Origin of the sequence: Aeromicrobium sp. HA (assembly GCF_027171405.1) — a bacterium.
GTDB lineage: Bacteria > Actinomycetota > Actinomycetes > Propionibacteriales > Nocardioidaceae > Aeromicrobium > Aeromicrobium tamlense.
In genome coordinates this window covers 344,689-367,991 of record NZ_CP114372.1, presented here as the reverse complement: position 1 = coordinate 367,991, position 23,303 = coordinate 344,689, and the positions used below count along the sequence as shown (strand labels likewise).

The following is a 23,303-nucleotide window of genomic DNA, read 5'->3' as shown; positions in this document are numbered from 1 at the left end:
GCGTACGGTTAGGCTTGGCTTACCTACACGTCACGAAAGGCACTCCCTTGCGTCTCGCACCCCTGCTCGCTGCTGCGGCACTCGCTCTGAGCCTCGCCGCCTGCGGCTCCTCCGACGACGATTCGAACGACGCCTCGGGTGCGTCGGGCGAGGGCTTCCCCGTCAGCGTCAAGCACACGTTCGGCACGACCGAGATCGAGTCCGAGCCGCAGCGCGTCGTCGCCGTCGCCTGGTCGAACCAGGACACCGCGCTCGCGCTGGGCGTCGTGCCGGTCGCGATGCCCAAGGTCACCTACGGCGACGACGACACCGACGGCCTGCACCCGTGGGTCAAGGACAAGATCGACGAGCTCGGCGGCGAGACGCCCGCCCTCTTCGACGAGACCGACGGCATCGACGCCGCCGCCGTCGCGAAGGCCGAGCCCGACCTCATCCTCGCGGTCCACTCGGGCCTGACGAAGGAGGAGTACGAGACCCTCAGCAAGATCGCGCCCACCGTCGCCTACCCCGACAAGGCGTGGGGCACGCCGTGGCGCGACGCCATCGAGCTCACGGGCCAGGCCCTGGGCAAGACCGACGAGGCCGACCAGCTGATCGGCGACCTCGAGCAGCAGATCTCCGACGCCGTCGCGAAGCGCCCCGAGATCCAGGGCAAGAGCGCCGTCATGAGCTGGATCGACCCGAGCGACCTGAGCAAGATCGGCTACTACACGGCGTTCGACACCCGCGCCACGTTCCTGAACGACCTCGGCCTCGAGACGCCCGAGTTCGTCGAGAAGGCCTCGGCCGACACCGACCAGTTCTTCCTCGAGATCAGCGCCGAGAAGGCCGACGAGCTCGCGGGCGCCGACATCTTCGTGGGCTACGGCGACGACGCCGCACTCAAGAAGGTCCAGGCCGACCCGCTGCTCGGCAAGGTCCCCGCCTTCGAGCGCGGCAGCGCCGCGCTGCTCGAGGACAACACGCCGCTCGCCGCGGCCGTGTCGCCCTCGGCCCTGTCGATCCCGTGGATGCTGGACGACTACGTCACCCTGCTCGCCGACGCGGCTGCGAAGGTGAAGTGACGACGACGACCGACTCCGCCGTGGGGGGTGCCGCGCAGACGCGGCGCCCCCCGTGGTGGTTCCTGGTCAGCCTCGTGGCCCTCGTGGCCGCGGTGCTCCTCTCCGTCGCGTTCGGCGCCCGCGTCGTCAGCCTCGGCGAGGTCTGGGACGCCCTCACCACGGGCGGCGGGGACGACGTCACCTCGGCCGCGATCCGGTCGCGCGTGCCGCGCACGATCCTGGCCGTGCTCGTCGGCGCCGCCCTCGCGATGGCCGGCGCGGTGCTGCAGGCGGTCACCCGCAACCCGCTGGCCGACCCGTTCATCCTGGGCATCAACTCCGGTGCCTCGCTGCTCGTGGTCATCGGCATCGCCTTCGCCGGCGCCGCCACGATGCCCGAGTACATCGCGTTCGCGCTGGCGGGCGCCGCCCTGGCGGCCGTGTTCGTCTACGTCGTGGGCTCGCTCGGACCCGGCGGTCCGACCCCGCTGAAGCTCGCCTTGGCGGGCGCCATCAGCACCGCGGCCTTCACCTCGCTGTCGAGCGCCATCCTGCTGCCGCGGATCGACGTCATGCGCGTGTTCCGGTACTGGCAGGTCGGAAGCGTCGGCCGCGCCGAGAACTCCGACACGCTGCTCGTGCTGCCGATCCTCGTGGTCGGCGCCGCGATCTGCTTCCTGTCGGCCCGCTCCCTGAACATCCTCGCCCTCGGCGACGAGGCCGCCGCCGGCCTCGGCGTCTCGGTGGTGCGCACCCGCCTGCTGGCCGCGGCCGGCGCGATCGTCCTGTGCGGCGCCGCCACGGCGCTCGCCGGGCCGATCGGCTTCGTGGGCCTCATCGTGCCGCACCTGTGCCGCCTCGTCGTGGGCGCCGACCACCGTTGGCTGCTGCCCATCTGCGCCACCGTGGGCGCCACGCTGCTGACCGTCGCCGACGTCGTCGGCCGCGTGCTCGGCCGCCCCGGCGAGATCGACGTCGGCGTCATCACCGCCCTCATCGGCGGCCCCGTGTTCCTGTGGGTCGTCCTGCGTCGCACCGGAGGTGCGTCATGACCGTCCTGACCGCACCCGAGCGGGTCCACGCCGCACGCACGCGCGGCGCCCGCCGCGCCACCGCCGCCATGGTCGCGCTGGCCGTCATCCTCGTCGTGCTGTTCGTCGTGTCCCTCGCCGCCGGCGACCCCGTGTACTCGCTCGGCGACGTGTGGCGCGTGCTGATCGGCGAGCAGGTCCCGGGCGCGTCCTTCATCGTCGGCGAGCTGCGACTGCCGCGCGCGGTGCTGGCGATCACCGCCGGCGCCTCGTTCGGGCTCGCGGGCATCACCTTCCAGACGATGCTGCGCAACCCGCTGGCCAGCCCCGACATCATCGGCATCACCAACGGCGCGAACGCGGCCGCGCTGTTCGGCATCGTGGTGCTGGGCGCCGGCACCCTCGCCGTCTCGATGGGCGCCGTGGTCGCCGGCATCGCCACCGCCGCCCTGATCTACGGCCTCGCCGCCAGCGGCAAGGCCGTGGGCACCCGGCTGATCCTCGTGGGCATCGGCATCGCGGCGATGCTGCACAGCGTCACGTCGTACCTGCTGGTCTACGCCAACGAGCTCGACCTGCAGCGCGCCATGCGCTGGCTCAACGGCAGCCTGAACCTGGCCTCGTGGGACACCGTCCTGATCGCGGCCGTCCCGTTCGTGCTGCTCACGCCGATCCTGCTGCTGCTGGGTCCGCGCCTGTCGCTGCTGCGCCTCGGCGAGGACCTCGCGGCCGGGCTCGGCGTGCCGGTCGAGGCCACCCGGCGGATGCTCGTGCTGGTGGCCGTGGCGCTGGCCTCGTTCGCCACCGCCGCCACCGGACCGATCCTGTTCGTGGCGTTCATGTCCGGGCCGATCGTCACGCGCCTGGTCGGCCACCGCGGCTCGCTCATGGTGCCGTCGGCGCTCGTCGGCGCCACCCTCGTGCTGGCGGCCGACCTCATCGGGCAGTACGCGTTCGACACGCGCTACCCCGTTGGCGTCATCACCGGCGCGCTCGGCGCCCCGTTCCTGATCTACCTGCTCATCCGCACCCAGCGCACGGGAGGCTCCCTGTGACCACCAGCCTGACCACCGAGTCCCTGACCCTCGCGTACGGCGACCGGCCGATCGTCTCCGACCTGAGCCTGTCGCTGCCCGCCGGGAGGATCACGACGATCGTCGGCGCGAACGCGTGCGGCAAGTCCACCCTGCTGCGCGGCATGGCGCGTCTGCTGCCGGCGCAGTCCGGTCGCGTCCTGCTCCACGGCAGCGACATCCACTCGATGCCGACCAAGCAGGTGGCCCGCCGCCTCGGCCTGCTGCCTCAGTCGCCCATCGCGCCCGAGGGCATCACCGTGGCCGACCTCGTGGCACAGGGCCGCCACCCGCACCGGCGCTCGTTCGCGCGCTGGACGCCGGCCGAGGACGCGATCGTCGCCGACGCGCTCGAGGCCACCGGCGTGCTCGAGCTGGCCGACCGCGTCGTCGACGAGCTCTCGGGCGGCCAGCGCCAGCGCGTGTGGATCGCCCTGGCGCTCGCCCAGCAGACCGAGGTGCTGCTGCTCGACGAGCCCACGACGTTCCTCGACGTGTGCCACCAGGTGGAGGTCCTCGACCTGCTCACCGACCTCAACCGCTCGCGCGGCACGACGATCGCGATGGTGCTGCACGACCTCAACCTCGCGGCGCGCTACGCCGACCACCTCGTCGCCGTGGACCGCGGGCTGATCCACGCCCAGGGCACCGCCGAGGAGGTCCTCACGCAGGAGACGGTGAAGATCGTCTTCGGTCTCGACGCCCGCGTCGTCGAGGACCCCACCAGCGGCCGGCCGATGATCCTGCCGCTGGGCCGCCACCACGTGCGCGCCTGAGCGGAAGCGCAGTTTCCCCGGTTAAGCGGGGAAACCGTCACTTCGCGAGGTTTGCAAACCTCGCGAAGTGACAGGAAACCCACTTAACCGGGGAAACTGTCAGCCGGTCAGCGGACGCGCACCGTGGTCGCCCGGTAGACCGGGGCGAACAGGGACGAGCCGTTGTAGCGGACCGCCACGGCGCGCTTGCCCTGGGCGGACTTCAGCGTGACCGTGGCCTTGCCGTTTTTCAGCGTGACCGTCTTGGTCGACGAGCCGACCTTGACCCGGACGGTGCCCGTGGGCGTGCCCGCCGAGGACTTCACCGTGACCGTGACCTGGACGCGACCCTTGCCGAGCGCCTTGGCCTTGATCCCGGCCCGGGTCGCCGCCTTGGCGACCTTGACCGTGGCCACCGCCGAGGTGGAGGCCGCGAAGCCCGAGTCCGCCGCGGGGACGAAGCGGGCCGTCAGGCGACGGGTGCCGGGCTTGAGACCCGAGATCCGCAGCGTCGCGGTGCCACCGGACAGGGCGCGGGTCGCGAGGACCTTGGAGCCCTCGCGCACCTCGACCGTGCCGCTCGGCTTGGTCGCGCCGGGCGCCGTGACCGACACCGAGGCGTTGATCGCCTTGCCGTAGGTCGCCGTCGCCGGGACCTTCAGGGTCGTGGTCGTCGCCACGTCGGGCGCCGGCGCCGGGACGCCCTCACCCTCGGGCGCGGCCCAGAACAGCGCGCGAGCCGCCTGGCTCTGACCGCCCTTGGTGTGCGTGCGGTAGACCGGCGAGGTGCCGAAGACGAACGCCTTCGCACCCGACGGCAGCGCGGCCGACACCGCCGCCGGCTGGCCGCCGGCGTTCAGCGGACCGTTGTTCGCGTTCGTCGCACGCCAGTGGCCCGCCAGCAGCGGGTTGCCCTCGGCGTAGCGCTGCTCGACCTTCACCGACTCCGGCAGGCCCGTGAACCACGTGGCCGGGTACACGAACGCGTACTTCTGCGCGTACGGCGCGAGCACGCCGTCGCCGGCCGTGTCGATCGTGACGATGCCGTTGCCGGAGTTGTTGCCGGCCACGGCGGTGCCGCTCTCGAAGATGCCGAACGTCCGCGCCGTGTTGAAGGCACCGGCCGCGCGGCCGACGATGCTGCCGCCGGCGTTCACGAACGCCTGCACGGCGTCGCGACCCGCGGTCTGCGAGTCGTTGAACGTCAGCGCCGAGCCGAGCCACAGGACGTCCACGCCGTCGAGCAGCGCCGGGTTGGCGGTGATCGTCGCGGCCGTGAGGACCTGGAGGTCGTCGAAGCCGAGCTGCGTGAGCGAGAGCAGGTCGTCCTGGTTGCCGGTGTAGCCGATCTTCAGGTCCTTCAGCCCGCGCGTGGCCTCGTCGGACAGCTGCGCGATCTCGGCCGACGTCGCCTTGTCGACGTCGACGTCGAACTCCTGCGCGGCGTCCTCCAGGGCCTCCTGGGCGTCGGCCGCGGCGACGATCGCCGAGCCGTCCGCCAGGACCGAGACGGGGATCTCGTCCTCGAGCAGCGCGTTGAGCGTGCGGAAGTCGTTGACGCCCGCGAGCTCGAACGTGAGGTACTTCCCGGAGGCGACCTTGCCGTCGGCGTTGCCGGTGATGACCTTGCTGCTGGCGGGCAGCGTGCCCTGGCCGGTGGTGCCGACGGAGTCGACGTCCACGCCCCACAGGTGGCCCCAGCTCCACGCGGACACGTCGTACATGCTCAGGATCCCGGGCTTGTTCGAGATGTCCGACCCGGGCGCCAGCAGCGCGTGCGCCAGGTTGCGGTTCGGCTGCGACATGTCGACGACGTACGAGCCGGCCGGGTACGAGGTCCCGTCCAGCGTCGCGGCGGCGTCGAGACGACGGACGGCGATGTTGTGCTTGATCAGGCTCGCGACCAGCGTGCGGGCGTCGGACAGCGAGCGCTGACCCTCACCCACCGGGATGACGAACGCCCGCGGGTACTGCACGGTCGTCTGATCGTCCGAGTCGTTCCAGAGGGGCTTCCACTGGTCCGGACCGGGCACGTCGGCGATGTTCGCCTGCGTGAGCGCGACGCGCTCGGCGCCGACGTTGGCGCGACGGAAGAACTCCATCTGGTCGGCCAGCATCGCGTCGTCGTTGGACTTCACGTAGTCGACGATGCTCTTCATCGTCTGCTCCGCGACGGCCACGTTGATCGTGGCGCTCGCCGGGGTCTGCGAGCTGCCGTTGGGGCGCGTCTTCGGCAGCTCGACCGTGTTGCTGACCGAGCCGGTGAAGGCGGCGTACTGCGCCGTGAAGATCGGCGGGAAGTCGTCCCAGCCGGTCGGGGTGTCGCGGTACGGGATCTTGATGTGATCGGTGTCGTCGCTGGTGTTCTCCGGGACGACCTGGCCGGTCACCACGTTGTAGTACGTGTTGCCGGGGATCTCCGCGTCGACGACGTCGCGCTCGACCTTCAGCGCCGCGGCGTACGCGTGCGGGATGAACAGGTCGTACTCGTAGTCGTCACCGTGCGGCGGGCCGCAGGGCTCGATCTGCAGGACGCTCGTGTAGCCGTGGAAGTCGGCGGCGTAGAGCGCCTGCACGGCGTGGGCCGTGCGGACGAACGACGCCGACTCGGGCGTCGTGTTGGTGATCATGTCGCGGTTGGCGTCGAGGTTGAGCGCCGTGGGCCGCTGGCCGATCGTGCGGCCGTCGGGGTTCAGCACCACGCTGAAGTAGAGACGGTGTCCGCGCAGCAGCGCCTTGACGTCGTTCCACGGGGCGGTGGCGAGCTCCTCGATGTAGTCCAGCGACGCGTCGGTGCCCTCCCACTCGTTGCCGTGGATGTTCGAGCTGATCCAGATGGGGGTCTTGTAGCCCGACTTGAGGGCCGTGTCCGTGGCCGCGGCCTCGGGGTTCGTGCGGATCTTCTTGCGCCACGCGGTCTGCTGCGCCGTCTGGTCCTCGTCCTCCGGAGCCGTCACGGTGACCAAGTAGAGCTGACGGCCCTGCGTGGACTCGCCGACGATCTGGGTGGAGATGCGGTCGGACGCGCGCATCAGCGACTGCAGCCGCGGCGCGATGTCGTCGTACCCGATGAGGTTGCCGGTGTCGGCCGCGTCCGGGGTGGAGTCGGGGTAGACCTTCAGCTTGGGCTGGAACGGGTAGGACGAGGGCATCGGCAGCGCGCCCTCGGGGTCGTCGTCCTCGGCCGCGGCACGCGCGGCCTTCGCCGTGAGCGACCCGGCGTTCGGGGACTCGGGGGCGGAGCGGACGGTGATGCCGGGCGGTGCCGGATCGGCGGCTGACGCCGGGGGTGAGCCCAGCAGCGTGGCCAGGAGCGTGACGCTCGCGGCCGTGGCGAGCATTCGTGTGGTGCGCACGGACAGACTTCCCTTCGGACAGTCCGGCGGGCCTCGGGCGTACTCGCCGGCACAGGGGGGTGACCGCATTGTTGCGTCAGTCACCCTGATGGGGGAAGCGTAAGTTGTGCTTCAGGGCCGATTGTCACGCGAAATTGACGCGTGAAACCGTCCCGTCACACTCACTTTCGAAAGCTCAGGAACGACGCGGGAACTGGGTGAAGTCCGGCGTCCGCTTCTCCTTGTAGGCGTCGCGGCCCTCCTGCGCCTCGGCCTGCCCGTAGAACAGCAGGTTGGCGTCGTGGGCCAGCTGCTGGATGCCCGCGTAGCCGTCCTCGTGGGCGTGGAAGCTGAGCTTCGACAGGCGCAGGGCCCACGGCGACAGCGCCAGCATCTCGCGGCACCACTTCAGGGTCTCGGCCTCGAGGTCGGCCAGCGGCACGACGGTGTTGACCAGGCCCATCGAGAGGGCCTCCTGCGCGTCGTACTGACGGCACAGGAACCAGATCTCCTTGGCCTTCTTGGGGCCGACGAGGTCGGACAGGATGCTCGCGCCGTAGCCGCCGTCGAACGAGCCGACGCGCGGGCCCACCTGACCGAAGCGGGCGTTGTCGGCCGCGATGGTCAGGTCGCACACGAGGTGCAGGACGTGGCCGCCGCCGATGGCCCAGCCGGCCACGGACGCGACGATCGGCTTGGGGCAGCGACGCATCTGCACGTGCAGGTCGGTGACGTCGAAGCGGCCGGTGGCGCCCTCGTCGGACTTGTAGCCCGAGTCGCCGCGCACGCGCTGGTCGCCACCGGAGCAGAAGGCCTTCTCGCCCTCGCCGGTCAGGACGATGACGCCGACGGACTCGTCGTCGCGCGCCATGGAGAGAGCGCGAGAGATCTCCTGGATCGTCTGCGGGCGGAACGCGTTGTGGACCTCGGGGCGACAGATCGTGATCTTCGCGATCCCGTCCTGCGTCGTCTCGTACCGGATGTCCGTCCACTCGCCCGCGGCGCTCCACTCAGTCATGGAATCCACCCTAGGGTGGACTCCGATGCACGACGACCTCGGCTTCGACCTCGCGCCCGCGGGCCCCGCGCGCCGCGTGGTCAGCCTCGTCCCGTCGCTGACCGAGGCGGTCGCCCACACCCGGCCCGACGCACTCGTCGGCGCCACCGACTGGTGCACCCAGCCCGCCGGGCTCGAGGTCGCCCGCGTGCGCGGCACGAAGAACCCCGACCGCGCCGCGATCCTCGACCTCTGCCCCGACCTGGTGATCGCCAACCGCGAGGAGAACCGCGAGCTCGACGTCACCCGCCTGCGCGAGGCGGGCGTGCGCGTGTGGGTCACCGACATCCGCACGGTGGCCGAGGCGTTCACGTCGATGCGGCGGCTGTTCGACACCGCACTGGCGTGGGGCGTGCCGTCGTGGCTCGACGAGGCCGAGCGCCGCTGGGCCGAGCCCGTCGTCCCCGACGGCCGCCGGGTGGCCGTGGCGATCTGGCGCGACCCGTGGATGGTGGTCGGCCGCGACACCTTCACGGGCGACCTGCTGCAGCGGCTGGGGCTCGTGCACGCGTTCGCGGACGCGCCGGAGCGCTACCCGCACGTCGCGGTCGAGGACCTCGACGCGGCCGACCTCGACCTCGTGCTGCTGCCCGACGAGCCCTACGTCTTCACCGCGGACGACGGCCCCGAGGCGTTCGCCCGGGTGCCGACGGCGCTGTGCAGCGGCCGGGCGCTCACCTGGTACGGGCCGTCGCTGCTGACCGCGCACCGGGACCTGGCCGGCGCGCTGGCCTGATCAGGAGCGGTCGGCGCCGATCTCGTCGATCGTCTGCTGCGCGGCGGCCTTGCGGACCTGCGCCTTCTTCGAGATCGCCTTGCGGGCCGAGCGGGCGGCCTTCTTCGTCGGCACGACCTCGATCTCGCTGCCCGAGACCACCTTCGGCTCGTGCGCGATGACGTAGGGCGTCTCGCCGACGATCGCGTTGTGGCTGCGCCACAGCAGGTACTTGATCGACAGGTTCGTCATCGTGGCGAAGCGGTTGCGGTTGCCCAGCAGCAGCGCGACGTGGACGGTGACCCAGATGAACCAGGCCGGGAAGCCCTTGAGGCGCGGCAGTCCGCGGACCTCGGCGATGGCGGCGTTGCGACCGATGGTGGCCATCGTGCCCTTGTCGAAGTACTTGAAGGGCTTGGGCATCTTGCCGTCGCCGAGCTTGGCCTTGATGACCTTGGCGACGTGCTTGCCGCCCTGAATCGCGGGCTGGCCCAGCTGCGGCAGCGGGGAGTCGGGGTTGACCGAGATGTCGCCGATCGCGAAGACGCCGGGCATGCCGCGCACCTGCTGGTGCTCGTCGACCTCGATGCGGCCGCCGCGGCCTTGCGGGACGCCCCAGTCCTTGACGACGCCGTGCGCGGCGACGCCCGAGGCCCACACGACGATGCCGGCGGGGAGGAACTCCTGCTGGCCGTCGTGCTCGATGAGCACGCCGTCGCGGCGGACCTCCTTCACGGCGGTCTGCAGGCGCAGGTCGATCCCGCGCTTGACGAGCTCCTTCTTGGCGTACTCGCGCAGCTTCGGGTTGAAGGGCGCGAGGACGTGCTCGCCCATCTCCACGAGCGAGATGTGGATCCGCTTGGAGTCCAGCTCGGGGTACGTGGTGGGCATGTCGAGGTTGCGCATCTCGGCCAGCGCACCGGCGGTCTCGACGCCGGTGGCGCCACCGCCGACCACGACGACGCGCAGGTCGCGGTCCTGGCCGTTGACGGCCGCGTCCTCGAGGTTGGCGAAGAGCAGGTCGCGCAGCGCGAGGGCCTGCGAGCGGCGGTAGAGCGGCATCGCGAACTCCTCGGCACCGGGGATGCCGAAGTAGTTGGCGGTGACGCCGTTCGCCAGCACGAGGTAGTCGTAGGTGACCGTGATGTTGCCGTCGAGCAGGACGGACTTCGCCTGGTGGTCCATCTCCACGACGGTGCCCTTGAGGAAGCGGACGTTGTCCTGCTTCGCGCGGACGGCGCGCAGGAACCACGTGATGTCGCCGGGATTCAGGCTGGCCGTCGCGACCTGGTAGAGCAGCGGCTGGAACGTGTTGTAGGTGTGGCGGTCGATGAGGGTGATGTCGACGTCGGCACGGGCGAGCTTGCGCACCAGGGCCAGTCCTCCGAACCCACCTCCCACGACGACGACGTGTGGACGATAGGACGCGCGGACCATGGACATGACCTCCAGCCTAACGAGGCTTTTTGATCAGTTCACGTCCGGGAGCGCGGTGTGAGGACGATCATGCCCTCCGGAACCATTCCTTCGCCTCAGGACGCGAGAGCTGCACGATCACGACGATCGCGCCGAGGATCCAGAGCAGGCCCACCGGCAGCCCCAGCGCGGCGATCCCGGCGGTCAGGACGCTGACGACGATGAGCGCCCACCAGCCCATCGGACCGCCGCTGGCGGCCCACGCGGTGGCGACGAGACCGAGCACCGAGACGACCAGCCAGCTGCCGAACAGCCACGTGCCGATCGTGACCATCTGCTCGGCCGAGATGCCGGCGGTGTCGAGCTGGCCGCGGAGCAGGTCGTTGTCGTCGTACTGCGCGATCACCTGGTCGCGCATGGCGACGAGGGCCAGCAGGACGAGGCCGGAGCCCAGCGCGCCGAACAGCGAGCCGAGGCCCGCGATGATCAGGGCGAGTCCCACGGGACGGGGGCGCCCGGCGGGCGCGACCGGCTGCTGCGGGAGGCCCGCGTGCTGCGCCGGGTCGTAGGGCGGCGGCTGCACCGCGAGCTGGCCGGCGGACGACTGAGGCGTGGGACGGAACTCGGCCGGGGCGCCCGAGACGGACGGCTCGGTTCCCAGCGACAGCGGCGTGCGGCCGTTCACGACGGCGAACCACTGGCGAGCCGGTGCCGACCACAACAGGTAGACGATGAGGGAGCCCAGGACGGCGGGCAGGATGCCGGCGGCACCCGTGGCCAGGAACGTGACCGCGCCGAGGCCCGCGATGACGCTCAGGCCGATGCGCGACTGCTGGTGGCCGCGCGCGGCGTAGAACGAGAAGACGGTGGCCGCGATCGAGCACACGAGCAGGCCCATCACGATCCAGCGCAGCGTCGGCAGGACCGCCGACGGGTCGGCCCCCAGCGGCTCGAGGCCGGAGCGGAGCGCCTCCTGGACCTCGATCGATCCCCAGTTCGCGAGCGTCTCGTAGAGCGCGACGGTCGCCAGCACGCCACCGAGCCCGCCGTACACGCAGGCGAGCGTCACCGACCGGGGCCTGGGGGTTGACATGCCTCCGATCCTTTCAGATCCCGCCTGACACCCCCACCACCGAGTCCGGCGCCTCCCCGGGGAGATTCCGAGGAGGCGCCGGTGGGTGGCGGCGGGTGTCAGGCCCGCCGCACGACGAGCTCGTCGGCGTCGGGGACGCGGTCGACCAGGACCGTGTCGCCGTCGCGGACCTCGCCCGCCAGCAGCTCGCGGGCGAGCCGGTCGCCGATCGCCTGCTGCACGAGGCGGCGCAGCGGACGGGCGCCGTAGGCCGGGTCCCAGCCGGTGAGCGCCAGCCACTCCTTGGCCGCGTCGGTCACGTCGAGCGAGATCCGCCGGGCGGCGAGCCGCTGCTCGAGCGAGGCCAGCTGCAGGTCGACGATGTGCGTCAGGTCCTCCACGCCGAGGGCGTCGAACATGACGACCTCGTCGAGCCGGTTGAGGAACTCGGGCTTGAAGGCCATCTTGACGACGTCCATGACCTGGTCGCGCTTCTGCTGGTCGTCCAGCGCCGGATCGACGAGGAACGAGGAGCCGAGGTTCGACGTCAGGATCAAGATGACGTTGCGGAAGTCCACCGTGCGGCCCTGGCCGTCGGTGAGCCGACCATCGTCGAGCACCTGCAGCAGGATGTCGAAGACCTCGGGGTGGGCCTTCTCGACCTCGTCGAGCAGCACCACCGAGTACGGACGGCGCCGCACGGCCTCGGTCAGCTGGCCGCCCTCGTCGTAGCCGACGTAGCCCGGAGGGGCACCGACGAGCCGCGCGACGGAGTGCTTCTCGCCGTACTCGCTCATGTCGATGCGCACGATCGCGCGCTCGTCGTCGAACAGGAAGTCCGCGAGCGACTTCGCCAGCTCGGTCTTGCCCACGCCCGTGGGGCCCAGGAACAGGAACGACCCGGTGGGACGGTCGGGATCGGAGACCCCGGCGCGCGCCCGGCGCACCGCGTCGGACACGGCACGCACCGCGTCGCGCTGGCCGACGAGCCGCTTGCCGAGCTCGTCCTCCATGTGCAGCAGCTTCTCGGTCTCACCCTCGAGCAGGCGCCCGGTGGGAATGCCGGTCCACGACGCCACCACCTCGGCGATGTCGTCGGAGCCGACCTCCTCGTGCACCATGCGGTCGTCGGCGGCCGAGGCCTCCGCGGCCTGTGCGTCGGCGAGCTGCTGCTCCATCTGCGGAATCTCGCCGTAGAGCAGGCGGCTCGCGGTGGCCATGTCGCCCTCGCGCTGGGCCCGCTCGGCGGCGATGCGCGCCTCGTCGATGCGCTCCTTGATCTCGCCGACGGCATTGAGGCCCTGCTTCTCGGCCTCCCACCGCTGCTCGAGCGAGCGCAGCGTCTCCTGCTTGTCCGCGAGCTCCTGACGCAGCTTCGCCAGGCGCTCCTGACTGGCCTCGTCCTTCTCGTTCTGCAGGTGCAGCTCCTCCATCTTGAGGCGGTCCACGCCGCGGCGGAGCTCGTCGATCTCGACGGGGCTGGAGTCGATCTCCATGCGCAGCCGGCTGGACGCCTCGTCGATGAGGTCGATCGCCTTGTCGGGCAGCTGACGGCCCGGGATGTACCGGTGCGACAGCGTGGCCGCGGCCACGAGGGCGGCGTCGGCGATCTCGACCTTGTGGTGGGCCTCGTACTTCTCCTTGAGGCCGCGCAGGATCGCGATCGTGTCCTCGACGCTGGGCTCGCCGACGTAGACCTGCTGGAAGCGGCGCTCCAGCGCGGGGTCCTTCTCGATCGACTCGCGGTACTCGTCGAGGGTGGTCGCGCCGATCATCCGCAGCTCGCCGCGTGCCAGCATCGGCTTGAGCATGTTGCCGGCGTCCATCGCCGAGTCGCCGGTGGCACCGGCGCCGACGACGGTGTGCAGCTCGTCGATGAAGGTGACGACCTGGCCGTTGCTCTCCTTGATCTCGGCGAGCACGGCCTTGAGGCGCTCCTCGAACTCGCCGCGGTACTTCGCGCCCGCGACCATCGCGCCGAGGTCGAGGCTGACCAAGCGGCGGCCGCGCAACGACTCGGGCACGTCGCCGTCGATGATGCGCTGGGCGAGGCCCTCGACGACGGCGGTCTTGCCGACGCCGGGCTCGCCGATCAGCACGGGGTTGTTCTTCGTGCGGCGGCTGAGCACCTGGACGACGCGCCGGATCTCGGCGTCGCGGCCGATCACGGGGTCGAGCTTGCCCTCGCGGGCGAGCGCGGTCAGGTCGATGCCGTACTTCTCCAGCGACTGGTACTGGTCCTCGGCGTCCTGGCTGGTGACGCGGGCGCCGCCGCGCACCGACTCGAACGCCGCGGTGAGCGTCTCGGGGGTGGCGCCGCGGGCGGCCAGCAGCTGCTGCGCCGGACCGCCGACCGTGGCGATGCCGACGACGAGGTGCTCGCTGGAGACGAACTCGTCGCCCAGCTCGCCGGCGAGGTCGATCGCGCGCTGCAGCGCCTCGTGGGTGGCGCGCGCGAGCTGGGGGTTGCCCACGGTGGAGCCGCTGGCACTGGGGAGCCGGCTGATCACCGCATCGGTCTCGGTCAGCACGGCATCGACGTCGGCGCCCGCTGCGGTGAGCAGCGGTGCCGCGGTACCGCCCTGCTGGGTGAGCAGGGCTCGGAGCAGGTGCGCCGGCTCCACGGTGGGGTTGCCGGCGGCAGCGGCCTGCTGCATCGAGGCAGCGAGGGCCTGCTGACTACGCGTGGTGAGGTGGTTCAGGTCCATGTCAAGGTCAACCATAACAAAGTTGAGTCCATTCCACTCAACCTTGGATCTGCGTCACATCCCGTCCCACGACGCACGACGGCCCGCCCCGGAGCCGGGACGGGCCGTCGTGGAACCGCGTGCAGCTACTCCTTCGCGGGAGTCTGCTTCTCCGCGGCGGCACGCGCCGCGGCGTCCTCCTCCGCGAGGATCTCGTCGCGCTTCGCGCCCGGCGTCCAGCCCGCGTCGACGACCTTGACCTGGTAGACCGAGGCCGCGACGACCAGCGCGATGCCGATCAGGATGCACAGGACGATGCCGATGCCCGGGCCGGCCAGCAGGCTCGAGCCGAGCAGCGTGCCGAACCAGCCGAAGTCCGCGTCGCCGAAGGTGGAGTTCGCGAAGCCGAGCTCGCCGAAGACCTCCAGCAGCAGCGCCGGCAGGATCGTGATGAGCACGCCGTTGACGAAGCCGCCGACGACCGCGCCCTTGCGGCCACCCGTGGCGTTGCCGTAGACGCCGGCACCACCACCGGTGAAGAAGTGCGGCACCATGCCCGGCAGGATCAGCGCCAGGCCGAACGCCGGCTCCAGCCACACGGCCAGCAGCGCCAGCGTCGCGAGGCCACCGGCGAACGAGGCCAGGAAGCCGATCAGCACGGCGTTGGCGCCGAACGGGAACACGATCGGGATGTCGAGCGCCGGCTTGGCACCGGGGACGACCTTCTCGGCGATGCCCTGGAAGGCGGGGACGAGCTCGCCCAGCACGGTGCGGACACCGTAGAGGATGATCGCGACGCCGACGCCGAACTGCAGCGCCTGGCCGAAGCCGGCCATCACGGCGGCGCCCGCATCGGCGGCGCCGAGGAGCTCCTTGGTGTTGTCCGGGCTCGCGATGAGGCCCCAGACCACGAAGACCTCGTAGATCAGGACCATCGACAGCGCGGTGGCGACCATCGAGTCGCGCAGGAACTTCAGGCCCTGCGGGAAGTTGATCTCCTCGGTGGAGCGGCTGCGCTTGCCCACGGCCTGGCCGGTGGCGCCGGCCGCGATGTAGCCCAGCGTGCCGAAGTGGCCGATCGCCAGCGAGTCGTCGCCGGTGATCTTGCGGGTCCACGGCTGCGCGAGCGCCGGCATGACGACCATGATGACGCCGAGCAGGAACGCGCCCACGAGGACGACGAGCCAGTCGTTCTTGTCGTCGAGGCCCACCGACAGCACGACGGTCAGCATGAGCGACATGAAGACCATGTGGTGGCCGGTGAGGAAGATGTAGCTCAGCGGCGTGAACCGCGCGAGCGCCAGCATCACCAGGAAGCCCAGCGTCAGCACGTACGCGCTCTGCGCGCCGTACTGCTCGGCCGCCATCGCGGTGATGACCTCGTTCGTCGGGATGACGCCCTGGGCGCCGGTGACGTCGAGGATGATCTCGCCCAGCGGGCCGAGCGAGGCGATGACCACGTTCGCGCCGGCACCGAGGATCAGGAAGCCGAGCGCGGCCTTGAGGCCACCGCCGATCACCTGTCCGCTGGAGCGCTTGAGCGCGATGAGGCCGATCGCCGTGATGATGCCGATGAGGTACGCCGGCACGTTGAGGATCTGTTGTCCGATGAAGTCGAGTACGTCGACGAACCAGTCCATGTCGTTCTCCCTTGGTTCCGTTCTTTCAGGCTCGTCAGACGAGCGGAGTCAGCTTCTCGGCGATCTCGCCGACGTCGGTGAAGTTGTTGACGATGACGACCTTGGCCGGCACGTCACCGATCTCGTCGGCCAGGTCGGCCGACGTCAGGACGATGTCGGCGGTGCGTGCGGCACCCTTGGCCGTGCCGATGTCGGCGGCCTCGACGTCGACGTCCTGGTCCTTGCCGAGGGTCCGCAGGACCTTCTCGGCGTTCATCTTGAGCAGCACCGAGGTTCCGATGCCCATACCGCACACGGCGACGATCTTCATGACGATGGTCCTTCGTTCAGGGGGTGGTGGGGGTGAGCAGCTCCAGGACGCGGGCCGGCGAATCGGCCTCGCGGAGCCTGGCGAGCAGGTCGGTGTCGCCCAGGACGGCGGCGAGGGCGGACATCAACCCGAGGTGTCCGTCGTGGTCGAGCGCGGCCAGGGCGACGACGAGCCACACGGGGTCGTTCGTCTGGTGGCCGAACTCGACGGGCTCGGCCAGCTGCAGCCACGCGATGCCCGCGCGGTTGACGGCCGGAGAGGGGCGCGAGTGCGCCAGGGCGATGCCGGGCGCGAGCACGATGTAGGGGCCGAGCTTCTCGACCGTCTGGACCATCTCGTCGGTGTACTCGTCGGTGGTCACGCCGACGGCGGTGAGCAGTGCGCCGGCCTGGCGGACGGCGTCACGCCAGTCGGACGCCTCGGCGCGCACGGCGATCGCGTCTTCGGTGAGCTCGTCGTTGAGTGTCACGGGGCGGCCCCTTTCGTCCCACGGCGGGACGGCTGAGTGGAGCGTAGCGCGCCCCGGGTCTGTTTTGCCTAACCCTAGGCATATGTCGGAGTGTCGCCGCGGCCGACCCCGGACGGCGGATCAGGCCGGGCGTTGCAGCACGCGCAGGCTGTCGGTGTGGCCCACCTCGACGAAGCCGTCGGCCAGCGCCCGCTCGTAGATGTGGAAGGGGGCCTGACCGCCGTCGGCCGGGTCCGGGAAGACGTCGTGGATGGCCAGCGCGCCGCCGGGACGGACCCACGGCGCCCAGCCCGCGTAGTCGGCCTGCGCGGCCTCCTCGGTATGGCCGCCGTCGATGAAGACGAGGTCGGCGGGCGTGCGCCACCAGGCCGAGATCGTGGCCGAGCGACCCACCATCGGGACGACGACGTCCTCGAGCTGCGCCGCCCAGAGCGTGCGGCGCAGCACGGGGAGGGTGTCGAAGGCGCCCGTCTCGGGGTCGACGAGCGAGGCGTCGTGGTACTCCCAGCCGACCTGGTGCTCCTCGGAGCCGCGGTGGTGGTCGATCGTGACGAGCGTGGCGCCGGCCTCGCGCGCGACGTGGCCCAGGTGGACCGTGGACTTGCCGCAGTACGTGCCGATCTCGACGATCACGCCGCCCGGCGTCGCGAAGCGTGCCGCCGCGTCCCGCAGCGCCTGCGCCTCGACCTCGGGGAGGAAGCCGCGGACCTCGTCGGCGATGCGGGACAGTTCCTCGGGGAGCGCGTTCACCCGCCGCACTCTACGACCCTCGCGCGGGAGTGTGGCCACAGTGGCAGGAGGGGCTCCAGATCTCGCGTACCATCATCCGGTGACTCGACGCCCCTGGAGCCTGACGGCTGCCGTCGCCGTCGCGGTGTCGATGCTCGCAGCGTCCCCCGCCACGGCCGATGACGCCCCCGTCCCCGACCCCGTCGCCACCACGGCTCCCGCGCCCGAGCCGACGCTGCCGACCACGGCTCCCACGACCACCCCGACCGTGCCGCAGGGCGACGGCGGCGCGGTCGACGACGGCGGCGAGGTCACGCTGCCGAACCCCGGCGCCCCCTCCGCACGCCACGCCCGCGTCCTCGTGTTCGGCGACTCCTTCTCCAGCACGCGGCGCTACAGCGTCAAGGGCACGCAGAGTCGGCCGAAGGCCTGGTGGGCACACGTCGCCGAGGCCGCCGGCATCCCCGCGAGCGTGGTCATGGTCAGCGCCGAGGGCGGCAGCGGTCTGCTGGCCCGCGGCTTCGGCTCCACGCTCGTGCCGTGCTCGGGCACCACGTTCGGCGACCGGCTGGGCGACGTGGCCGCCACCGAACCCGACGTCGTCATCGTCGAGGTCGGGCGCAACGACGTCCGCCGCTGCCGCGGGGGTGCGCGGGTCGTGGCCACCGCCGCGGAGCGCCGCGCCGCGGCCCAGAGCTACTTCGTCGCGCTGGCCCGTGCAGTCGACCGGCAGGGCATCGCCCGCTCGCGCGTCTACGTTATGACCCCGTGGGGCTCGTCCGACGGTGCCGGCAAGGTGGCCACCTCCACGCTCTACGAGGCACTCGCGAAGGCGCGCGGCTTCACCTGGATCACGCTGCCCTCGCTCGTCCGTCGCGAGACCATCGACGCGATCCACCCGAACGCCGCCGGCGCCACCACGCTCGGTGCGTGGGTGGTGCGCTCGTCCGACCTCGCCACGATGATCGGCTCACGCGCCGCGCAGCACGCCCCGGTCCCCTCGCACGCGAAGGTACTGTGCACGGGCGTCAGCGCCTGCCGCGCCGCGAAGACGTCCACCCGCGGCCACGAGAGGGTGACGCGCCGGATCTGGGGCGCGGCCCCCCGCACCTCCACGCACTACGCCGCGTTCCGGCTGAGCCAGGGCGTCCGCTCGGCGCCCGTGCTGACCTCGACCACGCCGCGCACGTGGCGCACCGCCGCCCTGAAGGAGCGCGCCGCCGCCCAGGTCGCGCAGCCGCAGCGGGGCGACATCGCGTGGTGGCTCAGCGCACCTGCCGGCGTCGGAGCCACCTCGCGGGGGCACCTCGCCGTCGTCGAGAGCGTCGCGCACAACAACTCCTGGGTCGTCGTCACCGAGCTGACGAGCCGGGGCACGTTCCGCTCGGTCCGGTACGCCGGCACCTCCTACCCGCGCGCGTTCCTGCGGTTCACGCGCACCGACGGCGGCCCGCGCGGCCTCGTCACCGGCCTGAGCGCGAAGAAGGGCCTGCTGGCCGTGCGCGGTCGCGCGGTGGACACCGACGCGGAGACCAAGGGCGTGCGGATCCGGGTGCACGTCACCCAGGGCAGCCGCTCCTGGACCCGCACCGCCACCCGCACGAGGCTCGGCTTCTACCACCGCTTCTCGCTGCCGGGCCTCAAGCGCGGCACCGCGACGGTCAAGGTGCGGGCGCTCGACGCCCCCGGCACCCGCGGCTCCGACCGCACGCTGCGCACCGCCCGCCTCACCGTGCGCTGACGCCGCCGCCGAGGCTGGCGCGCCGAGCGGCGCCAACCAGGGTCGCGAGTGGCGCGATGGCGCCCGCCACTCGGCGAGTGGCGGCGTTTCTGCGCCCCTCGCGGAGGGGGCGCGGGGACGGGTCTGCCGGAGGTGCTCCCGCAACGGCGTGACGCAGGCCACAATCGGTCCATGACCACGCAACGCGACGTCGACGTCCTCATCGTCGGAGCCGGCCTCTCCGGCATCAACATGGCCTACCGGATCCAGCAGGCGTGTCCCGACCTGACCTACGCGATCGTCGAGCGACGCGAGCGGATCGGCGGCACGTGGGACCTGTTCCGCTACCCGGGCGTGCGCTCCGACTCGGACTTCTTCACCCTCGCGTTCCCGTTCCGGCCGTGGCGCGGCAAGGACGCGATCGTCGACGGCGACCAGATCCTGGAGTACCTCGAGGACACGGCCCGCGAGGCCGGGATCGACCGCCACATCTCGTTCGGGCGGCGCGTCGAGGCGGCCGACTGGTCGTCCGCCGACGCGCGCTGGACCGTGCAGGCCGAGGGCCCCGACGGCGCCGAGGAGTGGTCGGCGCGGTTCCTCGTCGCGTGCACCGGCTACTACGACTACGACCAGCCGTACGACCCCGGGTTCGCCGGCGTCGACGACTTCGAGGGCACCCTCGTGCACCCGCAGTTCTGGCCCGAGGACCTCGACCACACCGGCCGGCGGGTCGTCGTGATCGGCAGCGGCGCCACCGCCGTGACGATCGTGCCCGCCATGGCCGAGACCGCCGAGCACGTGACGATGCTCCAGCGCACGCCGAGCTACCTGCTGGCCCAGCCGAAGGGCGACCCGATCGCCGACGTCGTCCGGAAGGTGGCGCCGCCGACCGTGGCCCACCACGTGGTCCGCACGAAGAACATGCTGCTCCAGTGGGCGCTCTTCCAGGCCTGCCAGCGCGCGCCGAAGGCGATGCGGTCGCTGCTGCTCAAGGGCGTCGCGCACGGCACCGGCTCGGAGGAGATCGCGCAGCAGCACTTCAACCCGCCGTACGATCCGTGGGACCAGCGCCTGTGCGTCACGCCGCAGGGCGACATCTTCGCGGCGATCAAGGCCGGCAAGGCCTCGGTCGCCACGGCACGCATCGACCGCTTCGTGCCCGAGGGCGTCCGGCTCGAGGACGGCACCGTGCTGCCGGCCGACATCGTCGTCACCGCGACGGGCCTGTCGATCAAGATCCTCGGCGGCGCGCGGATCACGGTCGACGGCGAGCTCCGCGACCCCTCGGACTCCTTCGCCTACTACGGCGCGATGCTGACGGGACTACCCAACCTGGCCTTCTGCGTCGGCTACATCAACCTGTCGTGGACGATGCGCTCTGACATGACGTCGCGACTCGTGGCGAAGGTGCTGCGCCGGCTGGTCGACTCCGGGTCCACGTCGGTCGTGCCGGAGTTCTCGGGCACGGGCGCGTCCACGCCGCTCATGGACATGCAGTCCGGCTACCTGCAGCGTGGCGCCCACCTCATGCCGCGCGCGGCCGCCTCGTACCCGTGGTCGTTCAAGCAGAACTTCCTCGTCGACTCGTGGTCGACGAACCGGGCCGACCTCGACGACGGCCTCGTGTGGACGACCGCGGCCGACCGGGCGGAGGTCGGGGCGTGAAGGCGGTCAGCGTCCACGAGGGCGAGCTGTCCGTCGTCGACCTGCCGACCCCCGAGCCCGGACCTGGCCAGGTCCTCGTCGCGGTCACGCGCTCGGGCATCTGCGGCTCGGACCTGCACGCCCGCATGCACGCCGACGCGAGCGCCGACGTCGCGGCCGAGGTCGACTACGACCGCTTCATGCGACGCGCCGACCACGTGGTGATGGGGCACGAGTTCACCGGCACGGTCGCCGCGTACGGGCCGAAGTGCCGCAGGCGATGGCCCGTGGGGACGCCTGTCGTGGCCCTGCCGGTCCTGCAGAGCGAGGGGCAGGTCGACATGACGGGCCTGTCCGAGCGCGCGCCCGGCGGCTACGCCGAGTACGTGCTGACCCAGGAGGCGATGACGTTCGAGGTGCCGTCGCACGCCGACCCCGACCACGTCGCGATGACCGAGCCGCTCGCGGTGGCGCACCACGCGGTGAACCGCAGCGAGATCGGTCGCAAGGAGGTCGCGCTGGTCGTGGGCTGCGGTCCGATCGGGCTCGCCGTGATCCTCATGCTGAAGGCGGCCGGCGTGCGCACGGTGGTCGCGAGCGACTACTCGGCGGGCCGGCGCGTGCTCGCCGAGCGGTGCGGCGCCGACGTCGTGGTCGACCCGGCGGTCCGGTCGCCGTGGGACGCGTACAAGCGCCCGGCCACGCACCTGACCTCCGCGCCCGACTACTTCGGGCAGGGCATCGACGCGATGCGGATGCTGCGGCGCGTGCGCTGGGTGCCGTGGAAGCGCGTCATGCGACTCGCCGAGCGGGCGGGCCAGACGCCGCGAGGGCCGGTGGTGTTCGAGTGCGTCGGCGTCCCGGGGATCATCGAGGACCTCGTCACGCACGCGCCGATCCGGTCGCGGATCATCGTCGTGGGCGTGTGCATGGAGCCCGACACGTTCCGCCCGACGATGGCGGTCAACAAGGAGCTCGACCTGCGATTCGTGTTCTGCTACCAGCCGCACGAGTTCCACGAGACGCTCGAGATGATCGCCGACGGCCGCGTCGACCCCAGTCCCCTGCACACCGGCACCGTCGGCCTCGACGGCGTGGCCCAGGCCTTCGACGACCTCGCCGGCGCCGAGCACCACGCGAAGATCCTCATCGACCCGCGGCGCTGACGGTTCCCCCGGTTGCCTGGGGAAACTGTCACGCTCGCCGACGCCGTAGCCACTCCAGCACCGACCCCTCGAGGAAGCACACCGCGAGCAGGCAGACCAGCAGGATCTCGAGGAGGCGGGAAGCGTCGAGGAAGCCCGCGCTGACGACGCCCAGAGCCACCGCGGCTCTCACGACGTGGAACCACCGAGTGAGCGCGTCGTCGTCGGGGCCGGGCAGCAGGCAAGACCCGAGGACCACGGCCATCACCGCGATGGCCCACACGGGATGGCCGCGCGCCGCCAGGACCATGGCCACGACACAGAGGACGACTTGCGCCACGGTGGAAGCCCACGGAAGCGCGGCCGTTCGGACGCTCGCGCTGATCTCCACCATCCACGAAGGATCGCAGCGCGATCGTCCGCTGTCAGGCCGTTCGACGGACTGGCGTCAGCGGCCCATGAACCCGGCGGCGGGCGTGGCGCCGGTCAGGGCGTCGTGGGCGAGCAGGGCGGTGCCGGCGGTCCACGTGGACTGCTCGACGGGCCAGCGCTTGCCGTCGTTGTAGACCAGGCCCGTCCACCAGGCGCCGTCGGGATCGCGCAGGTGGCCGATGTCGGCGTAGAGACTCTCGGCCGCGGCGGTGCGGCCGGCGCGCACGAGGGCGAGCACGAGCTCGAGGGTCTCGCCGCCGGTGACCCACGGGTTCACGGTGACGCAGCGCGTGCCGAAGCCGGGGACGACGAACTCGTCCCACCGCTCGTCGAGGCGAGCGGCCGCGGCCTCGCCGTCGAGCACGCCCGTCATCACCGGGTAGTACCAGTCCATCGAGAACCGAGGCTTGGGCGTGAACAGCTCGGGACGATCGACGAGAGCCGCCGCGATCCCGTCGGCCGCGTGCCGCCAGTGCGGGCGCGGGTGGCCCCACGTCTCGGCGAGACGGGCGGCGCACCGCAGGCTGAACACGATGCTCGAGTTGCCGGTGACGAGGCACTCGCCGGCGACCTTGCCGTCGACGCCGCGGGCCCACGCGACGGGACCGCTCCCCACCTGGAGCTCGAGCACGACGTCGACCGCGCGCTCCAGCATCGGCAGGAAGCGGCTCGCGTCGACGCCCAGCAGTTCGAGGTGGAACAGGCCGGTGGCGACGTAGGCGCAGTAGTTGGCGTCGGTCTCGGGCTCCTCGACGCCGTCGTCGTCGGCGCCCGGCCAGTACTTGCGGCCCCACGAGCCGTCGGGCCGCTGCGCATGGCGGAGCCAGTCGTAGGCCGCGACGGCCTCGTCGACGAACCCGGCGGTGGCCAGGCCCATCGCGGCCTGCACGTGGTCCCACGGGTCGAGGTGACCGCCGTCGAACCACGGGATCGCCCCGGTGCTCAGCTGGACCGACGCGATCCATTTGCCCGTCTGGTGGGCCTCGGTGGGCGTCACCGCGCGCGCCTCGCTCCACTTCTGGAACGGGGT

At 71.6% G+C, this 23,303-nt stretch carries 19 protein-coding genes; 8 read left to right on the top strand and 11 right to left on the bottom strand.

The window, feature by feature from the left end:
• Positions 1–47 precede the first annotated feature (47 nt).
• From O3S82_RS01835 to O3S82_RS01820, 4 genes are read left to right on the top strand one after another with little or no spacing between them, the layout of a single operon-like run.
• Positions 48–1,064, top strand: coding sequence for an iron-siderophore ABC transporter substrate-binding protein (locus O3S82_RS01835; protein WP_218845931.1), 1,017 nt, complete (start codon positions 48–50; stop codon positions 1,062–1,064).
• Positions 1,061–2,095 carry a FecCD family ABC transporter permease gene (locus O3S82_RS01830; protein WP_269305117.1) on the top strand — a complete coding sequence of 345 codons (1,035 nt, stop codon included), beginning with the start codon at positions 1,061–1,063 and terminating at the stop codon, positions 2,093–2,095. Before O3S82_RS01835 ends, O3S82_RS01830 begins: the two co-directional genes overlap by 4 nt.
• A complete protein-coding gene (locus O3S82_RS01825) occupies positions 2,092–3,129 on the top strand; it encodes a FecCD family ABC transporter permease (protein WP_269305115.1) in 1,038 nt (345 codons plus the stop codon). Before O3S82_RS01830 ends, O3S82_RS01825 begins: the two co-directional genes overlap by 4 nt.
• Positions 3,126–3,923: an ABC transporter ATP-binding protein gene (locus tag O3S82_RS01820; RefSeq protein WP_269305112.1), complete on the top strand. Its 798-nt coding sequence runs from the start codon at positions 3,126–3,128 to the stop codon at positions 3,921–3,923. Before O3S82_RS01825 ends, O3S82_RS01820 begins: the two co-directional genes overlap by 4 nt.
• A gap of 107 nt (positions 3,924–4,030) precedes the next feature.
• Here O3S82_RS01820 and O3S82_RS01815 read toward each other — a convergent pair whose 3' ends face one another.
• Together O3S82_RS01815 and menB are read right to left on the bottom strand one after the other, a co-directional pair.
• Positions 4,031–7,258, bottom strand: a complete 3,228-nt coding sequence (locus O3S82_RS01815) for a M14 family metallopeptidase (protein WP_269305110.1) — start codon at positions 7,256–7,258, stop codon at positions 4,031–4,033.
• A 175-nt stretch (positions 7,259–7,433) separates the two neighbouring features.
• A complete protein-coding gene (menB, locus tag O3S82_RS01810; RefSeq protein ID WP_269305108.1) occupies positions 7,434–8,255 on the bottom strand; it encodes a 1,4-dihydroxy-2-naphthoyl-CoA synthase in 822 nt (273 codons plus the stop codon).
• Between the two features lie 25 nt (positions 8,256–8,280).
• Here menB and O3S82_RS01805 point away from each other — a divergent pair, with 25 nt between their 5' ends.
• The gene (locus tag O3S82_RS01805) at positions 8,281–9,030 is read left to right on the top strand and encodes a helical backbone metal receptor (RefSeq protein ID WP_269305106.1); all 750 of its coding nucleotides are present in this window, start codon (positions 8,281–8,283) and stop codon (positions 9,028–9,030) included.
• On the opposite strand, the gene O3S82_RS01800 is transcribed toward O3S82_RS01805, so the two are convergent.
• The 7 genes from O3S82_RS01800 to O3S82_RS01770 all read right to left on the bottom strand — a co-directional run bounded on the left by O3S82_RS01800 (position 9,031) and on the right by O3S82_RS01770 (position 17,353).
• On the bottom strand, positions 9,031–10,452 hold the full coding sequence (locus O3S82_RS01800; RefSeq protein ID WP_179426703.1) for an NAD(P)/FAD-dependent oxidoreductase: 1,422 nt from the start codon (positions 10,450–10,452) through the stop codon (positions 9,031–9,033).
• A gap of 61 nt (positions 10,453–10,513) precedes the next feature.
• A complete protein-coding gene (locus O3S82_RS01795) occupies positions 10,514–11,518 on the bottom strand; it encodes a hypothetical protein (RefSeq protein WP_269305104.1) in 1,005 nt (334 codons plus the stop codon).
• 98 nt (positions 11,519–11,616) lie between these two features.
• Positions 11,617–14,205, bottom strand: coding sequence for an ATP-dependent chaperone ClpB (gene clpB, locus O3S82_RS01790; protein ID WP_179426707.1), 2,589 nt, complete (start codon positions 14,203–14,205; stop codon positions 11,617–11,619).
• 125 nt (positions 14,206–14,330) lie between these two features.
• A complete protein-coding gene (locus O3S82_RS01785; RefSeq protein WP_179426709.1) occupies positions 14,331–15,824 on the bottom strand; it encodes a PTS ascorbate transporter subunit IIC in 1,494 nt (497 codons plus the stop codon).
• A 34-nt stretch (positions 15,825–15,858) separates the two neighbouring features.
• A complete protein-coding gene (locus O3S82_RS01780; RefSeq protein ID WP_179426711.1) occupies positions 15,859–16,134 on the bottom strand; it encodes a PTS sugar transporter subunit IIB in 276 nt (91 codons plus the stop codon).
• Positions 16,135–16,150: 16 nt separating this feature from the next.
• Positions 16,151–16,603: a PTS sugar transporter subunit IIA gene (locus O3S82_RS01775; protein WP_179426713.1), complete on the bottom strand. Its 453-nt coding sequence runs from the start codon at positions 16,601–16,603 to the stop codon at positions 16,151–16,153.
• A gap of 120 nt (positions 16,604–16,723) precedes the next feature.
• Positions 16,724–17,353, bottom strand: coding sequence for a class I SAM-dependent methyltransferase (locus O3S82_RS01770; RefSeq protein ID WP_269305100.1), 630 nt, complete (start codon positions 17,351–17,353; stop codon positions 16,724–16,726).
• Positions 17,354–17,432: 79 nt separating this feature from the next.
• Between O3S82_RS01770 and O3S82_RS01765 the strand changes: the two genes are divergently transcribed.
• From O3S82_RS01765 to O3S82_RS01755, 3 genes are all read left to right on the top strand, one after another.
• On the top strand, positions 17,433–19,073 hold the full coding sequence (locus O3S82_RS01765) for a GDSL-type esterase/lipase family protein (protein WP_269305098.1): 1,641 nt from the start codon (positions 17,433–17,435) through the stop codon (positions 19,071–19,073).
• 171 nt (positions 19,074–19,244) lie between these two features.
• Complete coding sequence (locus O3S82_RS01760; RefSeq protein WP_269305096.1) at positions 19,245–20,717, top strand: flavin-containing monooxygenase; 1,473 nt, start codon at positions 19,245–19,247, stop codon at positions 20,715–20,717.
• Complete coding sequence (locus O3S82_RS01755) at positions 20,714–21,862, top strand: zinc-binding dehydrogenase (protein WP_269305094.1); 1,149 nt, start codon at positions 20,714–20,716, stop codon at positions 21,860–21,862. Before O3S82_RS01760 ends, O3S82_RS01755 begins: the two co-directional genes overlap by 4 nt.
• A 28-nt stretch (positions 21,863–21,890) precedes the next feature.
• Here O3S82_RS01755 and O3S82_RS01750 read toward each other — a convergent pair whose 3' ends face one another.
• On the bottom strand, positions 21,891–22,181 hold the full coding sequence (locus O3S82_RS01750; RefSeq protein WP_269305092.1) for a hypothetical protein: 291 nt from the start codon (positions 22,179–22,181) through the stop codon (positions 21,891–21,893).
• A 108-nt stretch (positions 22,182–22,289) separates the two neighbouring features.
• Positions 22,290–23,270, bottom strand: coding sequence for a prenyltransferase (locus O3S82_RS01745; protein WP_269305091.1), 981 nt, complete (start codon positions 23,268–23,270; stop codon positions 22,290–22,292).
• Between the last annotated feature and the right edge of the window lie 33 nt (positions 23,271–23,303).

Bases quoted from the DNA above. Each gene is read 5' to 3' on its own strand.
- O3S82_RS01780 (WP_179426711.1), bottom strand. From the start codon at position 16,134: ATGAAGATCGTCGCCGTGTGCGGTATGGGCATCGGAACCTCGGTGCTG.
- O3S82_RS01795 (WP_269305104.1), bottom strand. From the start codon at position 11,518: ATGTCAACCCCCAGGCCCCGGTCGGTGACGCTCGCCTGCGTGTACGGC.
- O3S82_RS01800 (WP_179426703.1), bottom strand. From the start codon at position 10,452: ATGTCCATGGTCCGCGCGTCCTATCGTCCACACGTCGTCGTCGTGGGA.
- menB (WP_269305108.1), bottom strand. From the start codon at position 8,255: ATGACTGAGTGGAGCGCCGCGGGCGAGTGGACGGACATCCGGTACGAG.
- clpB (WP_179426707.1), bottom strand. From the start codon at position 14,205: ATGGACCTGAACCACCTCACCACGCGTAGTCAGCAGGCCCTCGCTGCC.
- O3S82_RS01825 (WP_269305115.1), top strand. From the start codon at position 2,092: ATGACCGTCCTGACCGCACCCGAGCGGGTCCACGCCGCACGCACGCGC.
- O3S82_RS01760 (WP_269305096.1), top strand. From the start codon at position 19,245: ATGACCACGCAACGCGACGTCGACGTCCTCATCGTCGGAGCCGGCCTC.
- O3S82_RS01785 (WP_179426709.1), bottom strand. From the start codon at position 15,824: ATGGACTGGTTCGTCGACGTACTCGACTTCATCGGACAACAGATCCTC.
- O3S82_RS01805 (WP_269305106.1), top strand. From the start codon at position 8,281: ATGCACGACGACCTCGGCTTCGACCTCGCGCCCGCGGGCCCCGCGCGC.